We start from the raw sequence: 18,560 nt of genomic DNA, 5'->3' as shown, positions 1-18,560 counted from the left end.
GGGAGAGGGGCCCCATTCTACTTTGCATGGGGTTGTTTTCGCAATTTTGTGCCTAGAGCCTTCCCATCCCGCGCTGGCTCAGCCCGGCATTCGTGCCGTCTTGGCGGCCTCGAAAGCCGCCAGCCGCGCGGCAAATTTGCCGTTCGCAAGGCCAGCGCGCGCGAGGATGGTGGGGGCGGGCAGCGTCTCGAAAAAATGACAGGCCACGCGGTGGCCGGGGGCCGCCTCGCGCAGCTCCGGCTCCTGGGCCGAGCAGCGCGCCTGCGCATGCGGGCAGCGGGTGTGGAAACGGCAGCCGGTCGGCGGCTTGAATGGGCTCGGCACGTCGCCTTGCAGCATCACGCGTTTGGTGCGGAGCGCAGGATCGGGCTTTGGAATCGCGGCGAGCAGCGCCTGCGTATACGGGTGCAACGGCCGGTCGTAGAGCGACTTCTTGTCTGATATCTCGACCAGCTTGCCCAAATACATCACGGCGACGCGGTCGCTGATGTGCTTCACCACGGCAAGATCATGGGCGATGAACAGATAGGAGAGGCCAAAACGCTGCTGCAGATTCTGCAGTAGGTTGACGATCTGCGCCTGGATCGAGACGTCCAGCGCCGATACCGGCTCGTCACAGACGATCAAGTCGGGATTGGCGGCGAGTGCGCGGGCGATGCCGATGCGCTGGCGTTGTCCGCCCGAGAACTGATGCGGATAGCGCCGGGCATGTTCGGGCAGCAGGCCGACGATGTCCAAGAGCTCACGGCCGCGTGCCTCGCGCGATGCATCATCCCCGATTTCGTGAACGCGCAGCGGCTCGGCCAGGATTTCGCCGACTGTCATGCGCGGATTGAGCGAGGCGTAGGGGTCCTGGAAGATGATCTGCATATGCCGGCGCATCCGGCGCAGCGCATCCTTGTCGAGATCGGCGATTTCCTTGCCCTTGAAGCGTACCGAGCCGGCGGTTGGGTCCATCAAGCGCAGGATCAGACGTCCGGTGGTCGACTTGCCGCAGCCGGATTCGCCGACCAGCGCGAGCGTCTCGCCGCGGGCGATCTCGAAGCTGACATCTTCGACGGCGCGCACGAGCCCAATGGTCTTGCGGCGGATCAGCCCGCGGGTGACCGTAAAATGCTTGACCAGGCCATCGACCTGCAAAACGGGGGCGTCGCTCATGATGTCACCTCGACCGGGGCTTTCCAGCACGCGACCTGGTGACCGGGCGCGATGTCGCGCAGCGGTGGCGGATCAAGCCGGCAGCGCCGGTCCGCAAACGGGCAGCGCGGCGCAAAGCGGCAGCCCGCCGGTTGGTTGTTGGGGCTGGGCACCGTGCCCTCGATGGTGGCGAGCCGCTTGCGGTCGATATCGATGCGTGGAATCGACCCGAGCAGGCCGATGGTGTAGGGATGCTGCGGATCGGCGAACAGGTCGTTCACATCGGCGCTCTCGACGATTCGCCCCGCATACATCACCAGCACCTGGTCGGCGACCTCGGCGATGACGCCGAGATCGTGGGTGATGATCAGGATCGCCATACCAAGCCGCCGCTGCAGGTCGCTTAACAGGTCAAGAATTTGTGCCTGGATAGTGACGTCGAGCGCCGTGGTCGGCTCGTCGGCGATCAATAGTGCCGGTTCGCAGGAGAGCGCCATCGCGATCATGACGCGCTGCCGCATACCGCCCGACATGTTGTGCGGAAAGTCGTCGATGCGTTGCGCCGCCGACGGAATCCGCACCAATTCGAGCATCTCGATGGCGCGCGCCCGCGCCGCGCGGGGCGACATCGCGGTGTGAGCAAGGATCGCCTCGACAATTTGCTGTCCCACGGTGTGGACCGGATTGAGCGAGGTCATCGGTTCCTGAAAGATCATCGACATCTTGCCGCCGCGCAGCCTGCGCCGCTCGTCGGCCGTGAGCTTCAGCACGTTGCGATTACCGAACAGCACCGCTTCGGCCTCGACCTTGCCCGGCGGGCTCGGCACCAGACCCATCACCGAAAGCGAGGTCACGCTCTTGCCGCAGCCGGACTCGCCGACGAGGCCGATGGTGCGTCCGCGCGGAACGCTGAAGCTGATGCCGTCGACGGCGCGGAACAGCCCGCGGTCCGTCGCGAAGTGGGTCTTCAACCCGCGAACCTCGAGGAGCGTGTCCATCAGAAGGAGTAATCCAGTCCCTTGTAAAAGGTGTTCTGGTAGAGCATGTGCGGCCTGACGCTCTTCATCTTCTTCGAGCTGGTGGTGTACATCGCAACGTTCATCACCGGCATCCACAAATGCTCGCCCATCACCTTCTCCTGCACCCGGGCGTAGTTGAGCGCACGTTCAGTATCGGTCAACGCGGCGCGGCCGGCACGCAGCCACTCGTCGGTCTCGGCGTCCTTCCAGTTCATGCGATTAGGCGTCGGGGTGTTCTTCGAGTTGAAATAGATGTTCATCAGCTCGCCCGCCGACAAATAGGGCACGGTGACGGTCCACAGCTCGTAGTCCTGCTTGCCCATCTCGGCGGGGGCGATCGTGGAGTCGAAGCCGACGATCTTCCAATCGACGCCGATCTTGCGCATGTAGCCTTGAATAGCTTCAGAGACGCGCGGGAAGTAGGTCACCTGCGTGAACAGCACCCGCGGCGCCAGCTTCATGCCGTCCTTCTCGCGGATGCCGTCGGCGCCGACCTTCCAGCCGGCCTCGTCGAGCAGCTTCTTTGCCCGCTCCACATCTTCCTTGATGATGCCCTTGGTCTTGTCGGCGAAGTCGAGCGCCTTGGGGTCGACGAAGGTGAATGCCGGTTCGGCATTGCCCAGCATGACGCCCTTGACGATGTCGGCGCGGTTGATGGCGATATTCATCGCTTCGCGTACGCGCTTATCCGATACCATCGGGCGCGTGATCTTGTAGCCGTAATACATGAGCTGGAAGTTGGGCTTGGCTTCCTGGACAGTCAGGTTGGGCGCGGCTTTGACCTGCTCGATGAATTGCAGCGGAACCTGGTGGGAGAGGTCGAACTGACCACCCATGATGGCGGCGACCCGGCTGGCGTCCTCGGGCACGATCTTGATGCTGAGTTTTTCGAATTTCACCGGGCCCTTGTTCTGGTACATCGACGGGCCCCATTTGTAGGCGTCGTGGCGCTTCAACACGATTTCCGTGCGCGGCTGCCAGCTCTCGAAGCACCACGGACCGGTGCCGTCGATCCCCTTGATGCCGTAATCCTTACCCAGCGCTTCCACGCTTTCCTGGTTGTGGATCGCGTTGGTGTACATGGTGAGCTGCAGCAGCAGTTCGGAGTACGGCTCGTTCAGCTCGTACTCCACCGTGTAGGGATCAGGCGCGCGCAGCTCCTTGATATCGCCGGCGCGCCAATGGTATGGCGCCTTGGTGTCCGGATCCTTCAGCCGCTTGAAGCTGTAGACGACATCGGCGGCGGTGAACTTCTTGCCGCTGCAGAATGTCACGTCATCGCGCAGCTTGAACGTATAGGTCCTGCCGTCCTCGCTGATGGTCCAGGACTTGGCGAGATAGGGGATCGCGGTCTTGCCGTCCCAGTCGAGCGCCACCAGCGTATCCTGGAACATGTTGACGATGTCAGACGTCGGCGACCAGGTGGTGCGCTGGCCGTCGTAATGCGGTGCGTCCAGCGACTTCATCACCCGTAAGGTCTGCGCCTCGGCCGCCGAAGACATTGCGGCCGCTCCCAGCAGCGCCAAAACTCCCGTCAAAATGCTGCGCATCGTGTTCTCTCCCTCGTTACTTCTGGCGCGACACGTCCAAGCCCTTGTAGAAAGTGTTCTGGTAGAGCATGTGCGGCCTCGCATCCGATATCTTCTTGTTGGCCACCTGATACATGTTGATATTGAGCACCGGCATCCAGAGGTGCTCGCGCATCACCTTCTGCTGCACCAGCGCGTAGTATTTGGCCCGGTCGGTGTCCGTCAGCGCCGAGCGGCCATGCTTCAGCCATTCATCGGTCTCGGCGTCCTTCCAGTTCATGCGGTTGGGCGTCGGGATGTTCCTGGAATCGAAGTAGATGTTCATGAGATCGCCGGCCGACAGATAAGGCACCGTCACCGACCAGATTTCGTAGTCCTGCTCGGCCATCTTGGCGGAGGCAATCGTGGAGTCCCAGGGCTGAAGTTGCCACTGTATGCCGATGCGGCGCAGGTAGCCCTGGATCGCCTCGGCAATGCGCGGCGTGTTGCCGGCCTGGGTGTAGTAGACCTTCGGTTGCAGCTTGACGCCGTCTTTCTCGCGGACGCCATCGCTGCCGATTTTCCAGCCGGCATCATCGAGCAGCGCCTTGGCGCGCTCGACGTCCTCCTTCACGATGGCCTTGGTGGTGGGGTCGTGATCGAGCGCGTCCGGATCGACAATGGTGAAGGCCGGTTCGGCGTTGCCGAGCAGCACGCCCTTGGCGATCTCGACGCGGTTGATGGCGATGCTCATCGCTTCGCGCACCCGTCGGTCTTCCACCATGGGCCGCGTCGTCTTGAAGCCGAAATAGAGCAATTGGAAGTTCGGCTTCGCTTCCGTCACGTTCAGCATCGGTGCAGACTTGGCTTGGGCGATGAACTGCGGCGGGAATTGATTGGTGATGTCGAACTGCCCGGCCATCATCGCCGCAACGCGGCTGGACTCCTCGGGCATGATCTTGACGCTGAGCTTCTCGAACTTCACGGGCCCCTTGTTCTTGTACATCGAGGGGCCCCATCGATAGACGTCATGGCGCTTGAGCACAATTTCGGTGCGCGGCTGCCAGCTCTCAAAACACCAGGGGCCGGTGCCGTCGGCGCCCTTGATGCCGTAATCCTTGCCGAGTGCTTCCACGCTCTCCTTGTTGTGGATCACGTTGGTGAACATGGTGAGCTGCAGCAGCAGCTCGGAAAAGGGCTCGTTGAGCTCGTACTGGACGGTGTAGGGATCGGTCGCGCGCAATTCCATGATGTCGCCGGCCCGCCACGCGTAAGGGGCCTTGATCGCGGGATCCTTCAGGCGCTTGAAGCTGTAGACGACATCCTCGGCGGTAAACTTCTTGCCGCTGCAGAACGACACGTCGTCGCGCAGCTTGAACGTATAGGTCCGGCCGTCCTCGCTGATCGTCCAAGATTTGGCGAGATAGGGGATCGGCGTGCGGCCGTCCCAGTCGAGCGCGACCAGCGTGTCCTGGAACATGTTGACGATGTCGGAGGTCGGGGTCCAGGTGGTGCGTTGCGCATCGTAATGCGGCGCGTCGATCCCTTTCATCAGGTGGAGCGTCTGGGCCGTCGCCGGGCCGGTGACGCATAGTGCCAAGGACATTCCCAGTGCGAACCTGATCATGTCTGCAGCCTCGGGTCGAGGACGTCGCGGAATGCGTCGCCCAGAAGGTTGGCGGCCAGCACGATCACGAAGATGGCACAGCTCGGGATCGTCGCGATATGCGGCGCCATGAACAGGAAGTCGCGGCCCTGCGCTGCCATCATGCCGAGCTCGGCGGTCGGCGGCTGCGCGCCCATGCCGAGGAAGCCGAGCGCGGCGCCGATCAGGATAATCTGGCCGAAGCGCAAGGTAAGAAACACGAAGATCGTCGAAATGCAGTTCAGCGTCAGATAGCGCCAGATCAATTCACCGTCGGAGACGCCGACGGCGCGGCCGGCCTCCATGAATTCCTGGCCCATCACGCCGATCGCCGCGCCGCGTGCAACGCGGGCGACATCGGGTACCGTGGCAACCACGAGCGCGATCACCACGGCGGTCAGCCCGGCGCCGAAGATCGCGGCCACCGCAAGTCCGATCAGGATCGCAGGGAAGGCGAGCATCACGTCGACCAGCCGCATGATCCAGCCGTCCAGCCGCCGGTAGTAGGCGGCGAGGATGCCGAGAACGCCGCCGATGAAGCCGCCGACGATCACGCCGACCAGCCCGAGCATCAGCGTGTTGCGCGTGCCGTAAAGGACTCGGCTGAAAATGTCGCGCCCGGTATTGTCGGTGCCGAACCAGTGCGCGGCGTCGGGAGGCAGCATCACCTTGGTGAGGTCGGTGAAGTAGGGATCGTAGGGCGCGATCCAGGGCGCAAACAGCGCCGCCAGCACGATAGCCGTGAGCGCCAGCCCGGCGAGTGCAGCGACGCGGTCGCGCGCCAGCCGGCGCAACACCCCGGCTCGGGCGAATACGCCGGTTTCGCGCTCCTGGACAAAGCCTTGTTCGAGGGCCTCGACGCTCATCTGCGCTGCACCCTGGGATCGAGATAGACGTAGAGCACATCGACCAAGAGGTTGATCGTCAGGAAGGCGACGGCGAGGATCATGATCGCGCCCTGCGCCGTCGGAAAATCGCTGGAGACGATGGCGCCGACGGCAAGCCGGCCGACGCCGGGCCATGAGAACATGGTTTCCGTGACCACGGCGCCGCCGAGCAGGAACGCCGCTTGCAGCCCGATCAGCGTGACGACGGGGATCATGGCGTTGCGGAGCGCGTGATGAATGATCACCACCCGCTCACGCAATCCCTTGGCGCGCGCCGTGCGGACGAAATCGGCGCCGAGCACTTCGAGCACGGCGGTGCGCGTCAGCCGCGCGATCGGGCCGATCAGCACCGCGCCGAGCGTCAGAGCGGGCAGGATCAGGCTCGGCAATCCGCCGTCCCATACCGGGCCGGTACGACCGGTGAAGGGCAACAGCGCCCATTTGAATCCAACGAACTGGATCAGGATCAGGCCGATGAAGAACACCGGCATCGACACGCCGGCGACCGAGCAGGCCATGATAATGCGATCGGTGAGGCGGCCGCGATGGACTGCCGCCAGCGTCCCGAGCGCGAGCCCGGCCGGCACTGCGATCAGCATCGCACCCAGCATCAGCTCGATCGTCGGCCCGATCGTCATTGCCAGTTCTTCGCTCACCATTCGGTTGGAAATGATGGAGCGGCCGAGATCTCCGCGCAGCACACGCAGGATGTATTCGAAGAACTGAACGGGGATCGATCTGTCGAGACCGAGTTCCTGACGGATTGCGGCGATGGTCTCAGCCTTGGCATCGGGCCCGGCAATGATCATCGCGGGATCTGCCGGAACGACCTGCAACAGGCAAAAGCAGAGAAAGAGAACCCCGAGCAGAGCGGGGAACGAAATCAGCAGACGATGGACAATCTGTTGCCCCATGCGACGCCAACGGACGGGTTGGGCCAAAAGGAATTCACGCGCCCACGCCGACGCTATTGTCTCTCCCTTGGCAGCCGCACTTCGTCCGACGTGTGCGGCATTTGATTATCGGGGAATAGTGGCATGCGTCCGACGCAGCGTCACGCTCAATCTGACAATTCGTTTCGGGCTGCGTCCTTTTGCGTCGACGCGACGACTTCTTGCAATGCGAAAAATCCGTGTCACGGGATTTTCGCTGACGCGCCGGCCGTGCTTGGCACTGCGCCCATCTCGACGATGAGCGAAATCAGTGTGAATGCGTCCAGTGGTGAATGAATGGCGGTCACACGCGCAAAGGATTCGCACCGCGATCTACTGCACGACGTTCCCGATGTGCTTGCTGGACGCGCGGCCCGATGAACGTTGGAACTCATGAGAGCCGTCCATCAGGTGCATTACCTCGATGCAATCGGCGTTCAGGCGGTCGTTGTCGACCAGCCGCCCCGCAAGCACCTTCGCCTGAGAGGGATCGTCGGACTGTACATCGACCCAGCGCTGGAGGCACTTGAAGCTGTGACCGTCGGAATTCAAGAGATCTTTGTAGAAGGAGACGCGGTAATTGCTCATCTTGGCACTCCCCGTCGTACCGGCATCTAGGCGCTAGCTTATACTCTCAGGCGCGGACGTCGGCCAGCCGCTCGCTGGGCCATGACGACGATTTAATTTAACCCGCTCCTTGGGATGCCAGCATGGGGTCTGGCTGCAGCCGCTGGATGCGCGTCACGCGAAAGCTACCGGAGGGATGCCAAGGGGCGACGGCGCGCGCCTACCTGTCAGCGGCGGAATACATCGCGCCGAGGTCGCGAGCGCGCAATCTGCCTCGCCGGATTGACCACCGCTCGAGGCTGTTTTGCATCGCCTCGGCGAGCGCCGGATGCGCGTTCAATCGCTTTTCCGGCACGCACGCGATGATCGCATTTCGATCCTGGACGCCCTGTTCGTCGATGATCCAGGCTGCCAGCCGGTCGCCGGCGAGCCGCGCCGCGATACGATCGGGTACCGGGTCGATGTCGTTCGCGACCAACACGTTCATCACGATGCGGCCGCCGGGCGCAAGCCGCGCGCGGATGGAATCGCAGGTTTCGACGTCGAATTCATCGTCAAAGCGAAAATCCGGACCTCCGACATCGATGGCGATCCCGTCGTAAAGCAGATCGTCGTCGAGAATGAACTTCCGGAAATCGGATGCGATCAGCGGCAATCCGTCCGGCAGCCCAAAATATCGCTGGGCGATCACGAAGCTGATCGGATTGTTGTCGACGATCGTCAGCTCTTTTCCGAGACGCGCCAGCCTGGTCGCGAGATTCCCGCCGCCGCATCCCAGGACGAGAATGTTCGTCGCGCGATGCAAGAGCTCGTCCATGAGCCTGACATAGCTGAAAACGCTCTCGCCGTCGGGCGTGGCCTGACTCTGCCTGATGCCTTCCTCGAAATAGATCAGTGTTCCATCCGCGGTGCATTCGACGATCTCGATCGCGCCGTTCCTGCCCCGATAACGCCCCAGCAACCGCACCTGACATCACCATGCATCAAATAGGATGTATGAAACATCGCTTATCATGTAAGATGCCCGATGCCAATCACGCGGGGTGAATGTTCGTCGGCGTGTATGATGTACTGCACCTCTGAATTGATGCTTGAGCCAGTAATTTAGACGGTATATCCGTATTTATCCGGAATCGGAGAACCGCCCCATGATTACCGCCAATCAACTCAGGGCCGCGCGCGCACTCCTGAACATAGATCAGCGGCAGATGGCCGATCTCGCGGATCTTTCCGTGCCGACCATCCAACGCATGGAAGCCAGCGATGGCGTCATCCGCGCCAATGTCGATTCCCTCATGAAACTGGTTTCCGCGCTTGAGAGCGCCGGGATCGAGTTGATCAATCCGGGCGCCGCGAGCGCGACCGGGGGGCGGGGCGTGCGCCTTCGCGAACATGTCACAAATCCGAAGATGAAGGTCAAGACCGTGCGCCAACCCAAGAAGGTACTGGAGCGGGTTCGATAGCTTTCCTCACGACGTCACGGCGTTCGCGCCCGCCTGTTCCAGCAGTGCAAGAAGACCGCGCAGCATTGCGACCGGGGTGGGCGGGCAGCCCGGAATGTGCAGGTCGACCGGGACGACTTCGGAAACGCCGCCGACGACCGCATAGCTGCCGGCAAAACATCCGCCGTCCCGCGCGCAATCTCCGACCGCGACGACCCATTTTGGGTTCGGCGTCGCGTGATAGGTGCGCTCCAGCGCCTCGCGCATGTTCTTCGTCACCGGTCCCGTCACCATCAGGAGGTCCGCATGACGCGGCGAGGCGACGAACCGCAGGCCGAACCGCTCGACGTCGTAATAGGCGTTGTTGAGCGCATGAATTTCCAACTCGCATCCGTTGCAGGATCCGGCATCGACCTCGCGTATCGAAAGGCTCCGGCCGAGCCGCCGCCGCGCCGTCTGGCCAACGGCGGTCGCAAGTTCCGCTACCGCGGCATCGGCCGCCGATGGCGCCGGCTCGGTGAGCGGCTGGCGAAACACGCTTTCGAAGAGCAGCTTGCGCATCGCGTAACGTCCTTACAGATCGTGGCCCGAATAGGAGCAGTTGAACGACTTGTTGCAGAGCGGAAAGTCCGCGACGATGTTGTTCTCGATCACGGCTTCCAGCAGCGGCCATTGACACCATGAGGGGTCGCGCATGTGACATCGCTCGATCAGGCCATTGCGCAAGCGCAGCCAGACCAGAATGTCGCCGCGGAATCCCTCCACGATCGCCATGCCCTCGCGTACCTCTCCTCCAAGCGGGACTTCCGTGCGTATCGGTCCCTTGGAAAGCCGGCTCAGTATCTGGTCGATCAGCGAAAGGCTTTGCTCGACTTCGCGGATCCTGATCCAGACACGGGCATTGACGTCGCCTTCGTTCAGGACAGGAACGTCGAAGTGCAGACTGTCATACGGCGGATAGGCCAGCGCGCGGCGCGCATCGAACGACCGGCCCGAGGCGCGGCCGACATAGCCGCCGGCTCCATATTGGCTCGCCAGCGAAGCTTTCAGCGTGCCTGTATCGACGGTGCGATCCTGCAGCGAAGCGGTGTTGTCGTAGAGTTCGACCAGCGCGGGAAAGCGCAGGCGGATATTGTCCAGCGCGGCCTGGATGGCTTCCATCCCGTCCTTGCCGATGTCGCGGGCCACGCCGCCGGGCACGATGACGTCGCGCATCAGGCGATGGCCGAAGGCCGCGCCGGCTGCACGCAGTACACTCTCGCGCAACACGCCGCAATGCGCATGCATCAGCGCAAAGGAAGCGTCGTTGCAGATCGCGCCGATGTCACCGAGATGGTTGGCGAGCCGCTCGAGTTCTGCGAGCAGCGCCCGCAGGAACACGGCGCGCTCCGGCACCTTGAGATCAAGTGCGGCTTCGGCGGCGCGCGAAAATGCGTAGGCATAGGCGACGGTGCTGTCGCCCGAGGCGCGGCCGGCGAGCCGAACGCCGCGTTCGAGGCTCGCGCCGGTCATCAGGCCGTCGATACCTTTGTGGACATATCCCAGCCGTTGCTCCAGCCGGACCACGGTCTCGCCGCTGGCAGTAAAGCGGAAATGTCCGGGCTCGATGATCCCGGCATGCACCGGGCCGACCGGAATCTGGTGCAGGCCGTCGCCTTCCGCGGCGAGAAAGCGATAGGGCGCCGCCTTCGGCAGCGCGTCGATGCGATCGCCCAACGGGAAGCGCACGCCCCAGCGATTATGATCGAGCCAGGGCCGTGCATCCGATGATTCCTCGGCGGACAATCCGAACAGATCGTGGATGGTGCGCTCCAACCGCTGGGCCGGCGGGTGATGCCGGCCTACGGAAGGAAAGCGACGATTGGGGCAATCCAGGCTGATGACCGCGATGTCAGCGGCCTGCCCATCCATGATCGCCATGTGAACCGTTGCGGGATCGCCCCACAGGCCGAGCAGGCTCCAGCGTCCATGCGCCAGTTCGCTCGCCGCGAACGTCCAGATCGAAGCATCGACCACGACGCGCCGCCACGGGCTGTGTTGCCCGACCTTGCGGCCTTCCAGCGACAGATCGATCAGCGATGGCATGTCAGTCCTGTCCTCTATCCAAGGAGTTGGGCCACGTGCTGGAACCAGACCACCAGCGGGGCGGGAAGATAAATCCCTGCGCCCAATACCAGTGCGAGATGCGCGAACATCGGAATGTAGGATGCGTCGGCAGGCGCCGTGCTGCCGCGCGGCTCGCCGAAGGCGACGCTGGTCAGGCGCAACGTCAGGGCGCCGAAGGCCAATAGCAGCCCGAACACCAGTACGATCGCAAGCAATGGCTGCCTTGCAAAGGTCGAGCTCACGACCAGGAATTCGCTCATGAAGATGCCGAGCGGCGGCAGTCCCGCGATTGCGACGACGCCCACTACCAGCCCCCAGCCGAGCGCTGGGTGAGTCGCCGTAAGGCCGCGGATCCGCGATATCCGTTGCGTGCCCTTGATTTGCGAAATGTGTCCGACTGCATAGAAGATCGCCGACTTGGTCAGGCTATGCATCACCATGTGCAGAAGCCCGGCGAAATTGGCGAGCGGGCCGCCCATGCCGAATGCAAACACGATGATGCCCATGTGTTCGATCGAGGAGTAGGCGAACAGGCGTTTGATATCGCGCCGCCGGTATAGCATGAACGCCGCGAAGATCAGCGAGACCAGGCCCATCGTCACCATCAGCGGACCGGGCGCGATCGACGCCGGGTTGGCCGCGAGCAATATCTTGAAGCGCAGCAGCGCGTAGAGCGCGACGTTCAGGAGCAGGCCCGACAACACGGCCGATATCGGCGTCGGACCCTCGGCGTGCGCGTCGGGCAACCAGGCATGGAGCGGTGCGAGGCCGACCTTGGTGCCGTAGCCGAGAAACAGGAACACGAACGCGACGTTGAGCAGGGCCGCGTCGAAGTTCGCGGCGCGCTCGACCAGCAGCGTCCAGACCATGCCGTCCTGACCTTCGCCCATGACCGGGCGCGCCGCCATATAGACCAGGATGGTGCCGAACAAAGCGAGCGCAATTCCAACGCTGCCGAGGATGAAATATTTCCAGGCGGCTTCGAGCGCCGCATGGGTACGGTAGATGCCGACCATCAGCACCGTCGTGAGCGTCGCGAGTTCAACCGCCACCCACATCAGGCCGATATTGTTCGAAACGAACGCCAGATTCATGCCGAACATCATGGTCTGATACATGGCGTGGTAGAAACGCAGGTACGTCGGCGTCAGCCGTCCGGTTTCGAGTTCATGCGCGATATAGCTCGCGCTGAAGATGCTGGTGGTGAATCCGACGAACGTATTGAGCACGATGAAGACGATGTTCAGGTCGTCGATCAGCACATACGGTCCGGGGGAGGAACGTTCCATCACGAACAGGCAGAGCGCAGACAGGAAAGTTGCGAGGCTGGCCAGGACGTTCAGCCGCGCCGTCAGGCGGTAGCCGGGCAGGGCGGCCAGCAGCGCCGCCGAGCAGATCGGTATCAGCAGAACCGCTGTGACCGGGTCGAAGAAAGGCAAGGTCATCGGCGTTCGCCCCGGAAGTCGTCGAGCGCGGAGACATCCACCGAATCGAAGCGCTCACGGATTCGGAACAGGAAGATGCCGATCACGATGAACGCGATCAGGATCGAGAAGGCGACGCTGATCTCGACCACCAGCGGCATTCCCTTGGCCCCGGTTGCCGCCAGTACCAGCCCGTTCTCGAGCGACATGAAGCCGACAACCTGGCTGACCGCGTTGCGGCGCGTCACCATGACCAGAAGCCCGAGCAGCACCACGGACAGGGCGAAGGCGAGATCCTCGCGCGCCAGCGGGTCGGCGTCGCTCGTCACCCGCAGCATCAGAACCAGCGAGAGCGCGACCAGGCCCATCCCGGCCAGCATGGTCGGGCCGATTCCGACGGCGGATTCGATGTCGCGGTGAATTCCGAGCTGCTTGACGATGCGGTGCAGCGCCACCGGAATGACGATCGCCTTGAACACCAAGGCGATGAACGCGGTGACGTAGAGATGGGGCGCGTCCTGGATGAAGGCCTGCCAGGCGACCGAGTGCGACAGAACCAAAGCGTGGAGCGCGAAAACGTTGAGCAGCGAATAAAGACGGTCCTGATACAGCATCATCAGGCTGATCAGCACCAGTCCGCCGGCCAGCGTGTGCGAAACGTCGAAGGCGAGGCTCTGCATCTGCATCAGAAACTCCTCGAGACGAACAGTAGCAGGGTGCCGAGCAAGCCCAGCATGAGCGCCGCGCCGAGGAACTGCGGAACACGAAACACCCGCATCTTTGCGGTCGCGGTCTCGAACAGCGCGAGCAGGAAGCCGGCCAGCGCGAGCTTGACGATGTAGGCGCCGGCGCCGATCGTGTAGGACAGCGCTCCGCTGCCGTACAGCGCGATCTGCCAGGGGAAAAACACGCAGGCGATCAGCGAGACATAGAGCAGCAGTTTGAGGAACGCGCCGAGCTCGATCATCGCCAGATGGCGCCCCGAATATTCCAGGATCATCGCCTCGTGCACCATGGTGAGTTCGAGGTGCGTCGCCGGATTGTCGACCGGAATGCGGGCGTTCTCCGCGATCGCCACCATGAACAGTGCGACCAGCGCCATGCCGAGCGACACCCGCAAGCCCACGTAGGACGACGCCAGGAAATGCGCGACCGTCGAAAGCTGGGTCGAGCCGGCGACGAGCGCCAGGCAAAACACGATCAGCAGCATCGCGGGCTCGGCAAGCGCGGCGATCATGACTTCGCGGCTGGATCCGATGCCGCCAAAACTGGTGCCGACGTCCATTCCGGCGAGTGCGAGGAAGAAGCGCGCGCTTCCCAATAGCGCAACGATGGCAATCAGATCGGCTGTCCAGTTGAACAACAGTCCGGTCGCGAAGGTCGGCACCAGCGCAGCGGCCACCCAGATCGCGGCGAAGGTGATGTAGGGCGTGACGCGGAACAGCCATGATGCGTTGTCGGCGAGCACCACCTCCTTGCGCATTAGCCGGAGCAGGTCGCGATAGGGCTGAAAGATGGAGGCGCCCTGGCGGCGTACCAGCCGGGCCTTGATCTTGCGCACATAGCCGGTCAACAGCGGCGCGAGCAGCAGCACGAGCAGCATCTGCACACCTTGCACGATGATGTCGGAGATCACGACCATATCGCGAGCACCAGCAGCAATGTGACGAGGGTGACAAAGACCAGGCTGAGATATCGCCGGATGGTCAGGAACTGCAGGCGGTTGAGCCGCGTGGACAAGAAGCCGACGGCATCCGCAATCGGCGCATACATTCCGCTCCAGACCAGGTCGTGCAATTCGATCCTGAGCCGCGCCGGCCCGATATCTCCCGGCGGCGGCATTGTGACGTGATCGCGGGCGTGGAAGACCAGCGTGCCGAACACCCGGCGGATCGGTTGCGCAAAGCTGACGCCTGAATATTGCGCGGCGGGTGCCGCGTCGGAGAAACCGCATCCCCAGGCCGGCCCCCGTCGCAGCGCGCGCGAGGCGAAGCGGTGAATGAAATAGACCGCCAACGACGCGGTTGCCGTGATGAACACCATCACCAGCAATCCATTGTATGAACTGCGGCCCTCCGCGATCGGCACGATCGAAAGCCAGGGTTGGCTGGCCTGCGCCGGCATGCGGCTGCCGACAATTTGGGTGGCGACCGGCGCAAGGGCGTCGATTGCCAGTCCCGGCAGGATTCCGGCCAATAGACAAAGCACGGCGAGGATGAACATGGCCGCGAGCGAGAAGCGGTCGACTTCACGGGCGGTCTCTGCCGCTGTGCCGCGGGGGCGACCGAGAAAGGTCACGCCATAAGCCTTGACGAAACAGGCGGCCGCCAGCGCCGCCGCCAGCGCGAGCATCGCGCCGACCGCCGGCACCATGATCTTCAGCGCCCATTGCGGCAGCTCCGGGCTTTGCAACACCGCCTGGAAGATCAGCCATTCGGACACGAAGCCGTTGAACGGCGGAAGCGCCGAGATCGCAACGCAGCCGACGAGAACGACGAAGCTCGTGAGCGGCATGCGGTGAATGAGGCCGCCCAGTTTGTCCATGTCGCGCTCGCCCGTCGCAGTCAGCACGGCGCCGGCGCCGAAGAACAGCAGGCTCTTGAAGAAGGAGTGATTGAGCACGTGAAACAGGGCAGCCGTGAAGGCGAGCGCGGCGGCGAGCTTCATGCCATTGGCCTGGAACGCCATCGCCAGCCCGAGGCTGACGAAGACGATGCCGATATTTTCGATGGTGCTGTAGGCCAGGAGGCGCTTCAGATCCTTTTCCATCATGGCGTAAAGAATGCCCATGACGGCGGTGATGCTGCCGAGGAACAGCACGACCGCGCTGACCGGCCATGTCGGCTGTCCCAGCAGATCGAACATGACGCGAATGAAGCCGTAGATCGCGACCTTGGTCATGACGCCGCTCATCAGCGCCGAAACATGGCTCGGGGCCGCGGGATGGGCGAGCGGCAGCCAGACATGCAGCGGCACCAGGCCGGCCTTCGAACCGGCGCCGAGCAGCATCAGGATCAGCACCAGCGTCGCTGAGTATGGCGCGTGCTGCGCGGCGCGTATGGCCGCAAATCCATAGTCTCCGGCAGGCCCTGCCAGCAGGCCGAAGGCCAGCAGCAAGGCGAGCGTGCCGAAACTCGCCATCACGAGATAGATGTAGCCGGCTTTCGCGTTGCCCGGTTCGCGATGGTGCGCCATCACCAGCGCCCAGGACGCCAGCGACATGAATTCCCAGCACAGCAGATAGGAAAATGCGTCGTCGGCCAGCACCACGAGATTCATGCCGGCCAGAAAGGCGGGAAAGAACGGCAGTACGCGATGCGGCGCGGGATCATGATGGCCGTAACCGAGGCCGTAGAGACTTGCCGATGCCCCGCCCAGATTGACGACGATGAGGAAGAACGACGCCAATGCGTCGAGACGGAAATGCGCCCCAAGCCACGGCAAGCCCACCGGCAAGGTGAGGGTGGTGGCGTCCGTGGGGCCGCCGAGCAGGCTGCGCAACGCGCCGATCAGTGCAATCGCGGATACCGCCAGTGTCGCGCCGTAGATGACGGCCGTGACGGTCTTCGAGCGGCTCAGCGCGATCGCCAGCACGGCCAGCCCAAGCAACCCGGCAACACAGATCATTTGCAGAGCGACGGCCGACATTATTTGCGCGACCTCGCTCCGCTGGATGCCTTGTTTTCCGGTCGCGCGTTGGAAGATCCGTAATCGGCCTTCAGCCGCACGCCGCGTCCGCCGTCGGCGCTGCTCGCCCCGGCATCGATCAATTCTATGCCGGCGCCCTCGAGCGCGGTGATCAGCTTCACCAGCGAATCGACATTGCCCCGGACCATGGTCTCACTTGCTTCCATGCGCTGGATGGTCGGCACCGAAAGCCCCGATAGTGCCGCGAGCCGACGCTGATCGATGCCGAGAAGCACCCTGGCAGCCCGCAATTGAGCTGCAGTGATCATCAGTCTGCCTCGCCGGCAAGGCTCGGGCCAATTATGGACGTCATTCCTGCATCCTAAGTATTGATGTTCAAATGTCAACAAGTGATATCTCAGATATCTATTCTGAGGGGTGCGTTTGAGGACGAAGCGTGCTGGCTTCTGGCCCGATGCACGTGGCGTTCCCCGGATGCTGCGCAGCACGCCGCTTCTTGGCGGCGTGGTGCGCTGCTGATCCGGGGTCCATGCTCGGTGCGCTGGGTCCCGGCTCTGCGGAGCAGCGCTACGCGCTGCGCCGCGTCCGGGACACGGAGACTAATTACGCGTCTTCAATCCTGCGCCACCGGCTTGGTCGCGAACTGCGGAAACATCGCCGCGACGACGGGGCCGTCGGTGCGCCAGGAATGGCAGCCGCCGATGAAGAACGGACGCTGGCCGGAGTTCTGCTGGTTCTCCAGCGTATCGCGGCCTTCCGGATTTCTGCCATAGGACATGGTCTGATACAGCGTGGTCACGGCGGGGCCGAGCAATTCGGCAAGATGCGTGCAGGTCTCGATCCGGCCGATCTTGCGTCGCACCGTCTCGCGCCAGCCCGGGCCAATCCGCTCGCCGACCAGGCGCCGCAAGATCGGCTCGACCTCGATGCAGGTCGGGTAGGGCGTGGCGTGCATCATCGCCTCCGCCTCGCGAATGGTCATGCCGTCGTCGATCGCCAGCCGCAGGCCGATATCGTGGACGGGATCGCCCGGCTTCAGTTCGCCGCGGAAACGATCGGCACGCTGGGTGAAAGGCTTTGTATCCCGCAGCCACGCCTCGACTTCCCAGAGCCCGTCATCCCGCAGGAAGCCTTCGCATTCGACCGATCGCGTGTGCATCAGGCGGCGCGATAGCTTGCCGTTTTCCAGAGACATCAGTCCGTATCCTGCTTCGATGCGTCGCTTCAGCCGAATTTCACGATCATCTTGCCGAGCGCCGATCGTGACTGCATGGTCTTGAACGCCTCGCGGAAATTCTCGAACGGCACGATCTTGCCGACCACGGGCAGCAATTTTCCCGATGCCAGCCAGTCGAACAATTGCGCCATCAGGCGGGCGTGCGTTTCCGGCTCGCGCTTCTGGATCTGGGCGAGGTCGACGCCGAGCAGCGCGCCACCTTTCAGCAGCGGCAGGTTGAACGCCAGCGCTGGAATGGTGCCGGAGGCGAATCCGACGACGAGGTGCCGCCCGCGCCAGGCGATCGAGCGAAACGCCTGCAGCGATACTTCGCCGCCGACGGGATCGAAAATGACATCCGGGCCATGTCCGCCGGTCAATTCCTTCAGCGTCTCCCGCCAATCCGCCTGGGTGTAGTCGATGGTCTGATCGGCGCCGTGACGAACCGCGAAGTCGCGCTTTTCCGGCGTTGAGGCCGCGGCAATCACCCGCGCGCCCATCAGCTTCCCAATCTGGACGGCTGCGATGCCGACGCCACCGGCCGCGCCCAGCACCAGCAATATTTCGCCTTCGCGCAGCGACGCGCGGGCATCCAGCGCGTAAAGCCCGGTCAGGTAGTTGGCCTGAAACGACGCCCCAGCCTCGAACGGAACTTGCGGCGGCAGGTGCTGGAGCGCCGCAGACGGCACCGAGATATATTCGGCGAGCGCGCCGGAACGGGCCATGCCGATCACCGGCGTGCCCGGCTTGAACGCGCCGATATTGTCGGCGACGGCATCGACCGTTCCGGCAAACTCCGTTCCCGGCACGAACGGCAGCGGGTCCTTCGTCTGATAAAGGCCCTGCACCTTCAAGCCATCGACGAAGCCGACTGCCGCGGCGCCGACCCTGACACGGACTTCGCCAGCGGCGAGGCCAGGCGTATCGATCTCCTTGATCGAGATACCGTCGATCGAATTGTAGTTCTCGACAACGACCGCCTTCATGCAAATTCTTTCATGCGTTTTCTCTTCATATCCCAAGACCTTG

General features: G+C 63.2%; 18 protein-coding genes. 1 reads left to right on the top strand and 17 read right to left on the bottom strand.

Features of this window, described 5'->3' with window-relative positions:
• Positions 1 to 78 precede the first annotated feature (78 nt).
• The 8 genes from V1277_RS05400 to V1277_RS05365 all read right to left on the bottom strand — a co-directional run bounded on the left by V1277_RS05400 (position 79) and on the right by V1277_RS05365 (position 8,662).
• Positions 79 to 1,158 carry an ABC transporter ATP-binding protein gene (locus V1277_RS05400; protein WP_334415305.1) on the bottom strand — a complete coding sequence of 360 codons (1,080 nt, stop codon included), beginning with the start codon at positions 1,156 to 1,158 and terminating at the stop codon, positions 79 to 81.
• Positions 1,155 to 2,135 carry an ABC transporter ATP-binding protein gene (locus tag V1277_RS05395; protein ID WP_334415304.1) on the bottom strand — a complete coding sequence of 327 codons (981 nt, stop codon included), beginning with the start codon at positions 2,133 to 2,135 and terminating at the stop codon, positions 1,155 to 1,157. Before V1277_RS05395 ends, V1277_RS05400 begins: the two co-directional genes overlap by 4 nt.
• Complete coding sequence (locus tag V1277_RS05390; protein WP_334415303.1) at positions 2,135 to 3,706, bottom strand: ABC transporter substrate-binding protein; 1,572 nt, start codon at positions 3,704 to 3,706, stop codon at positions 2,135 to 2,137. The genes V1277_RS05395 and V1277_RS05390 overlap by 1 nt, the downstream gene beginning before the upstream one ends.
• A gap of 16 nt (positions 3,707 to 3,722) precedes the next feature.
• A complete protein-coding gene (locus V1277_RS05385) occupies positions 3,723 to 5,291 on the bottom strand; it encodes an ABC transporter substrate-binding protein (RefSeq protein ID WP_334415302.1) in 1,569 nt (522 codons plus the stop codon).
• A complete protein-coding gene (locus V1277_RS05380; RefSeq protein WP_334415301.1) occupies positions 5,288 to 6,175 on the bottom strand; it encodes an ABC transporter permease in 888 nt (295 codons plus the stop codon). The genes V1277_RS05385 and V1277_RS05380 overlap by 4 nt, the downstream gene beginning before the upstream one ends.
• Positions 6,172 to 7,110 (bottom strand): ABC transporter permease, encoded by a 939-nt coding sequence (locus tag V1277_RS05375; RefSeq protein WP_065748841.1) that lies wholly within the window; start codon positions 7,108 to 7,110, stop codon positions 6,172 to 6,174. The genes V1277_RS05380 and V1277_RS05375 overlap by 4 nt, the downstream gene beginning before the upstream one ends.
• A 351-nt stretch (positions 7,111 to 7,461) precedes the next feature.
• On the bottom strand, positions 7,462 to 7,716 hold the full coding sequence (locus V1277_RS05370) for a hypothetical protein (RefSeq protein ID WP_334415300.1): 255 nt from the start codon (positions 7,714 to 7,716) through the stop codon (positions 7,462 to 7,464).
• A gap of 199 nt (positions 7,717 to 7,915) precedes the next feature.
• Positions 7,916 to 8,662: a class I SAM-dependent methyltransferase gene (locus V1277_RS05365; RefSeq protein ID WP_334415299.1), complete on the bottom strand. Its 747-nt coding sequence runs from the start codon at positions 8,660 to 8,662 to the stop codon at positions 7,916 to 7,918.
• Between the two features lie 181 nt (positions 8,663 to 8,843).
• On the opposite strand from V1277_RS05365, the gene V1277_RS05360 reads away from it, so the two are divergent.
• Positions 8,844 to 9,158 (top strand): helix-turn-helix domain-containing protein, encoded by a 315-nt coding sequence (locus V1277_RS05360; RefSeq protein WP_065748838.1) that lies wholly within the window; start codon positions 8,844 to 8,846, stop codon positions 9,156 to 9,158.
• Positions 9,159 to 9,164: 6 nt separating this feature from the next.
• Here the strand turns inward: V1277_RS05360 and V1277_RS05355 are convergent, their stop codons facing one another.
• The 9 genes from V1277_RS05355 to V1277_RS05315 all read right to left on the bottom strand — a co-directional run bounded on the left by V1277_RS05355 (position 9,165) and on the right by V1277_RS05315 (position 18,517).
• A complete protein-coding gene (locus tag V1277_RS05355) occupies positions 9,165 to 9,698 on the bottom strand; it encodes an NADH-quinone oxidoreductase subunit B family protein (RefSeq protein WP_334415298.1) in 534 nt (177 codons plus the stop codon).
• A 12-nt stretch (positions 9,699 to 9,710) separates the two neighbouring features.
• Complete coding sequence (locus V1277_RS05350) at positions 9,711 to 11,222, bottom strand: hydrogenase large subunit (RefSeq protein ID WP_334415297.1); 1,512 nt, start codon at positions 11,220 to 11,222, stop codon at positions 9,711 to 9,713.
• 14 nt (positions 11,223 to 11,236) lie between these two features.
• Positions 11,237 to 12,688: a hydrogenase 4 subunit F gene (locus V1277_RS05345; RefSeq protein ID WP_334415296.1), complete on the bottom strand. Its 1,452-nt coding sequence runs from the start codon at positions 12,686 to 12,688 to the stop codon at positions 11,237 to 11,239.
• Positions 12,685 to 13,347 carry a hydrogenase-4 component E gene (locus V1277_RS05340; RefSeq protein ID WP_334420288.1) on the bottom strand — a complete coding sequence of 221 codons (663 nt, stop codon included), beginning with the start codon at positions 13,345 to 13,347 and terminating at the stop codon, positions 12,685 to 12,687. Before V1277_RS05340 ends, V1277_RS05345 begins: the two co-directional genes overlap by 4 nt.
• 5 nt (positions 13,348 to 13,352) lie before the next feature.
• Entirely contained in the window at positions 13,353 to 14,309 is a 957-nt protein-coding gene (locus V1277_RS05335) for a respiratory chain complex I subunit 1 family protein (RefSeq protein WP_334415295.1), read from the bottom strand.
• Entirely contained in the window at positions 14,300 to 16,315 is a 2,016-nt protein-coding gene (hyfB, locus tag V1277_RS05330) for a hydrogenase 4 subunit B (RefSeq protein ID WP_334415294.1), read from the bottom strand. Before hyfB ends, V1277_RS05335 begins: the two co-directional genes overlap by 10 nt.
• Positions 16,315 to 16,623 (bottom strand): helix-turn-helix domain-containing protein, encoded by a 309-nt coding sequence (locus V1277_RS05325; RefSeq protein WP_334411329.1) that lies wholly within the window; start codon positions 16,621 to 16,623, stop codon positions 16,315 to 16,317. The genes hyfB and V1277_RS05325 overlap by 1 nt, the downstream gene beginning before the upstream one ends.
• A 305-nt stretch (positions 16,624 to 16,928) precedes the next feature.
• Positions 16,929 to 17,510 (bottom strand): DUF2889 domain-containing protein, encoded by a 582-nt coding sequence (locus V1277_RS05320; RefSeq protein ID WP_334415293.1) that lies wholly within the window; start codon positions 17,508 to 17,510, stop codon positions 16,929 to 16,931.
• A 29-nt stretch (positions 17,511 to 17,539) separates the two neighbouring features.
• Entirely contained in the window at positions 17,540 to 18,517 is a 978-nt protein-coding gene (locus V1277_RS05315) for an NADPH:quinone oxidoreductase family protein (protein ID WP_334415292.1), read from the bottom strand.
• Positions 18,518 to 18,560: the final 43 nt, after the last annotated feature.

Source organism: Bradyrhizobium sp. AZCC 1588 (assembly GCF_036924735.1).
Taxonomy (GTDB): Bacteria; Pseudomonadota; Alphaproteobacteria; order Rhizobiales; family Xanthobacteraceae; genus Bradyrhizobium.
Note: the sequence above shows the minus strand (reverse complement) of the source record. Positions and strands in the feature narration are given on the sequence as shown.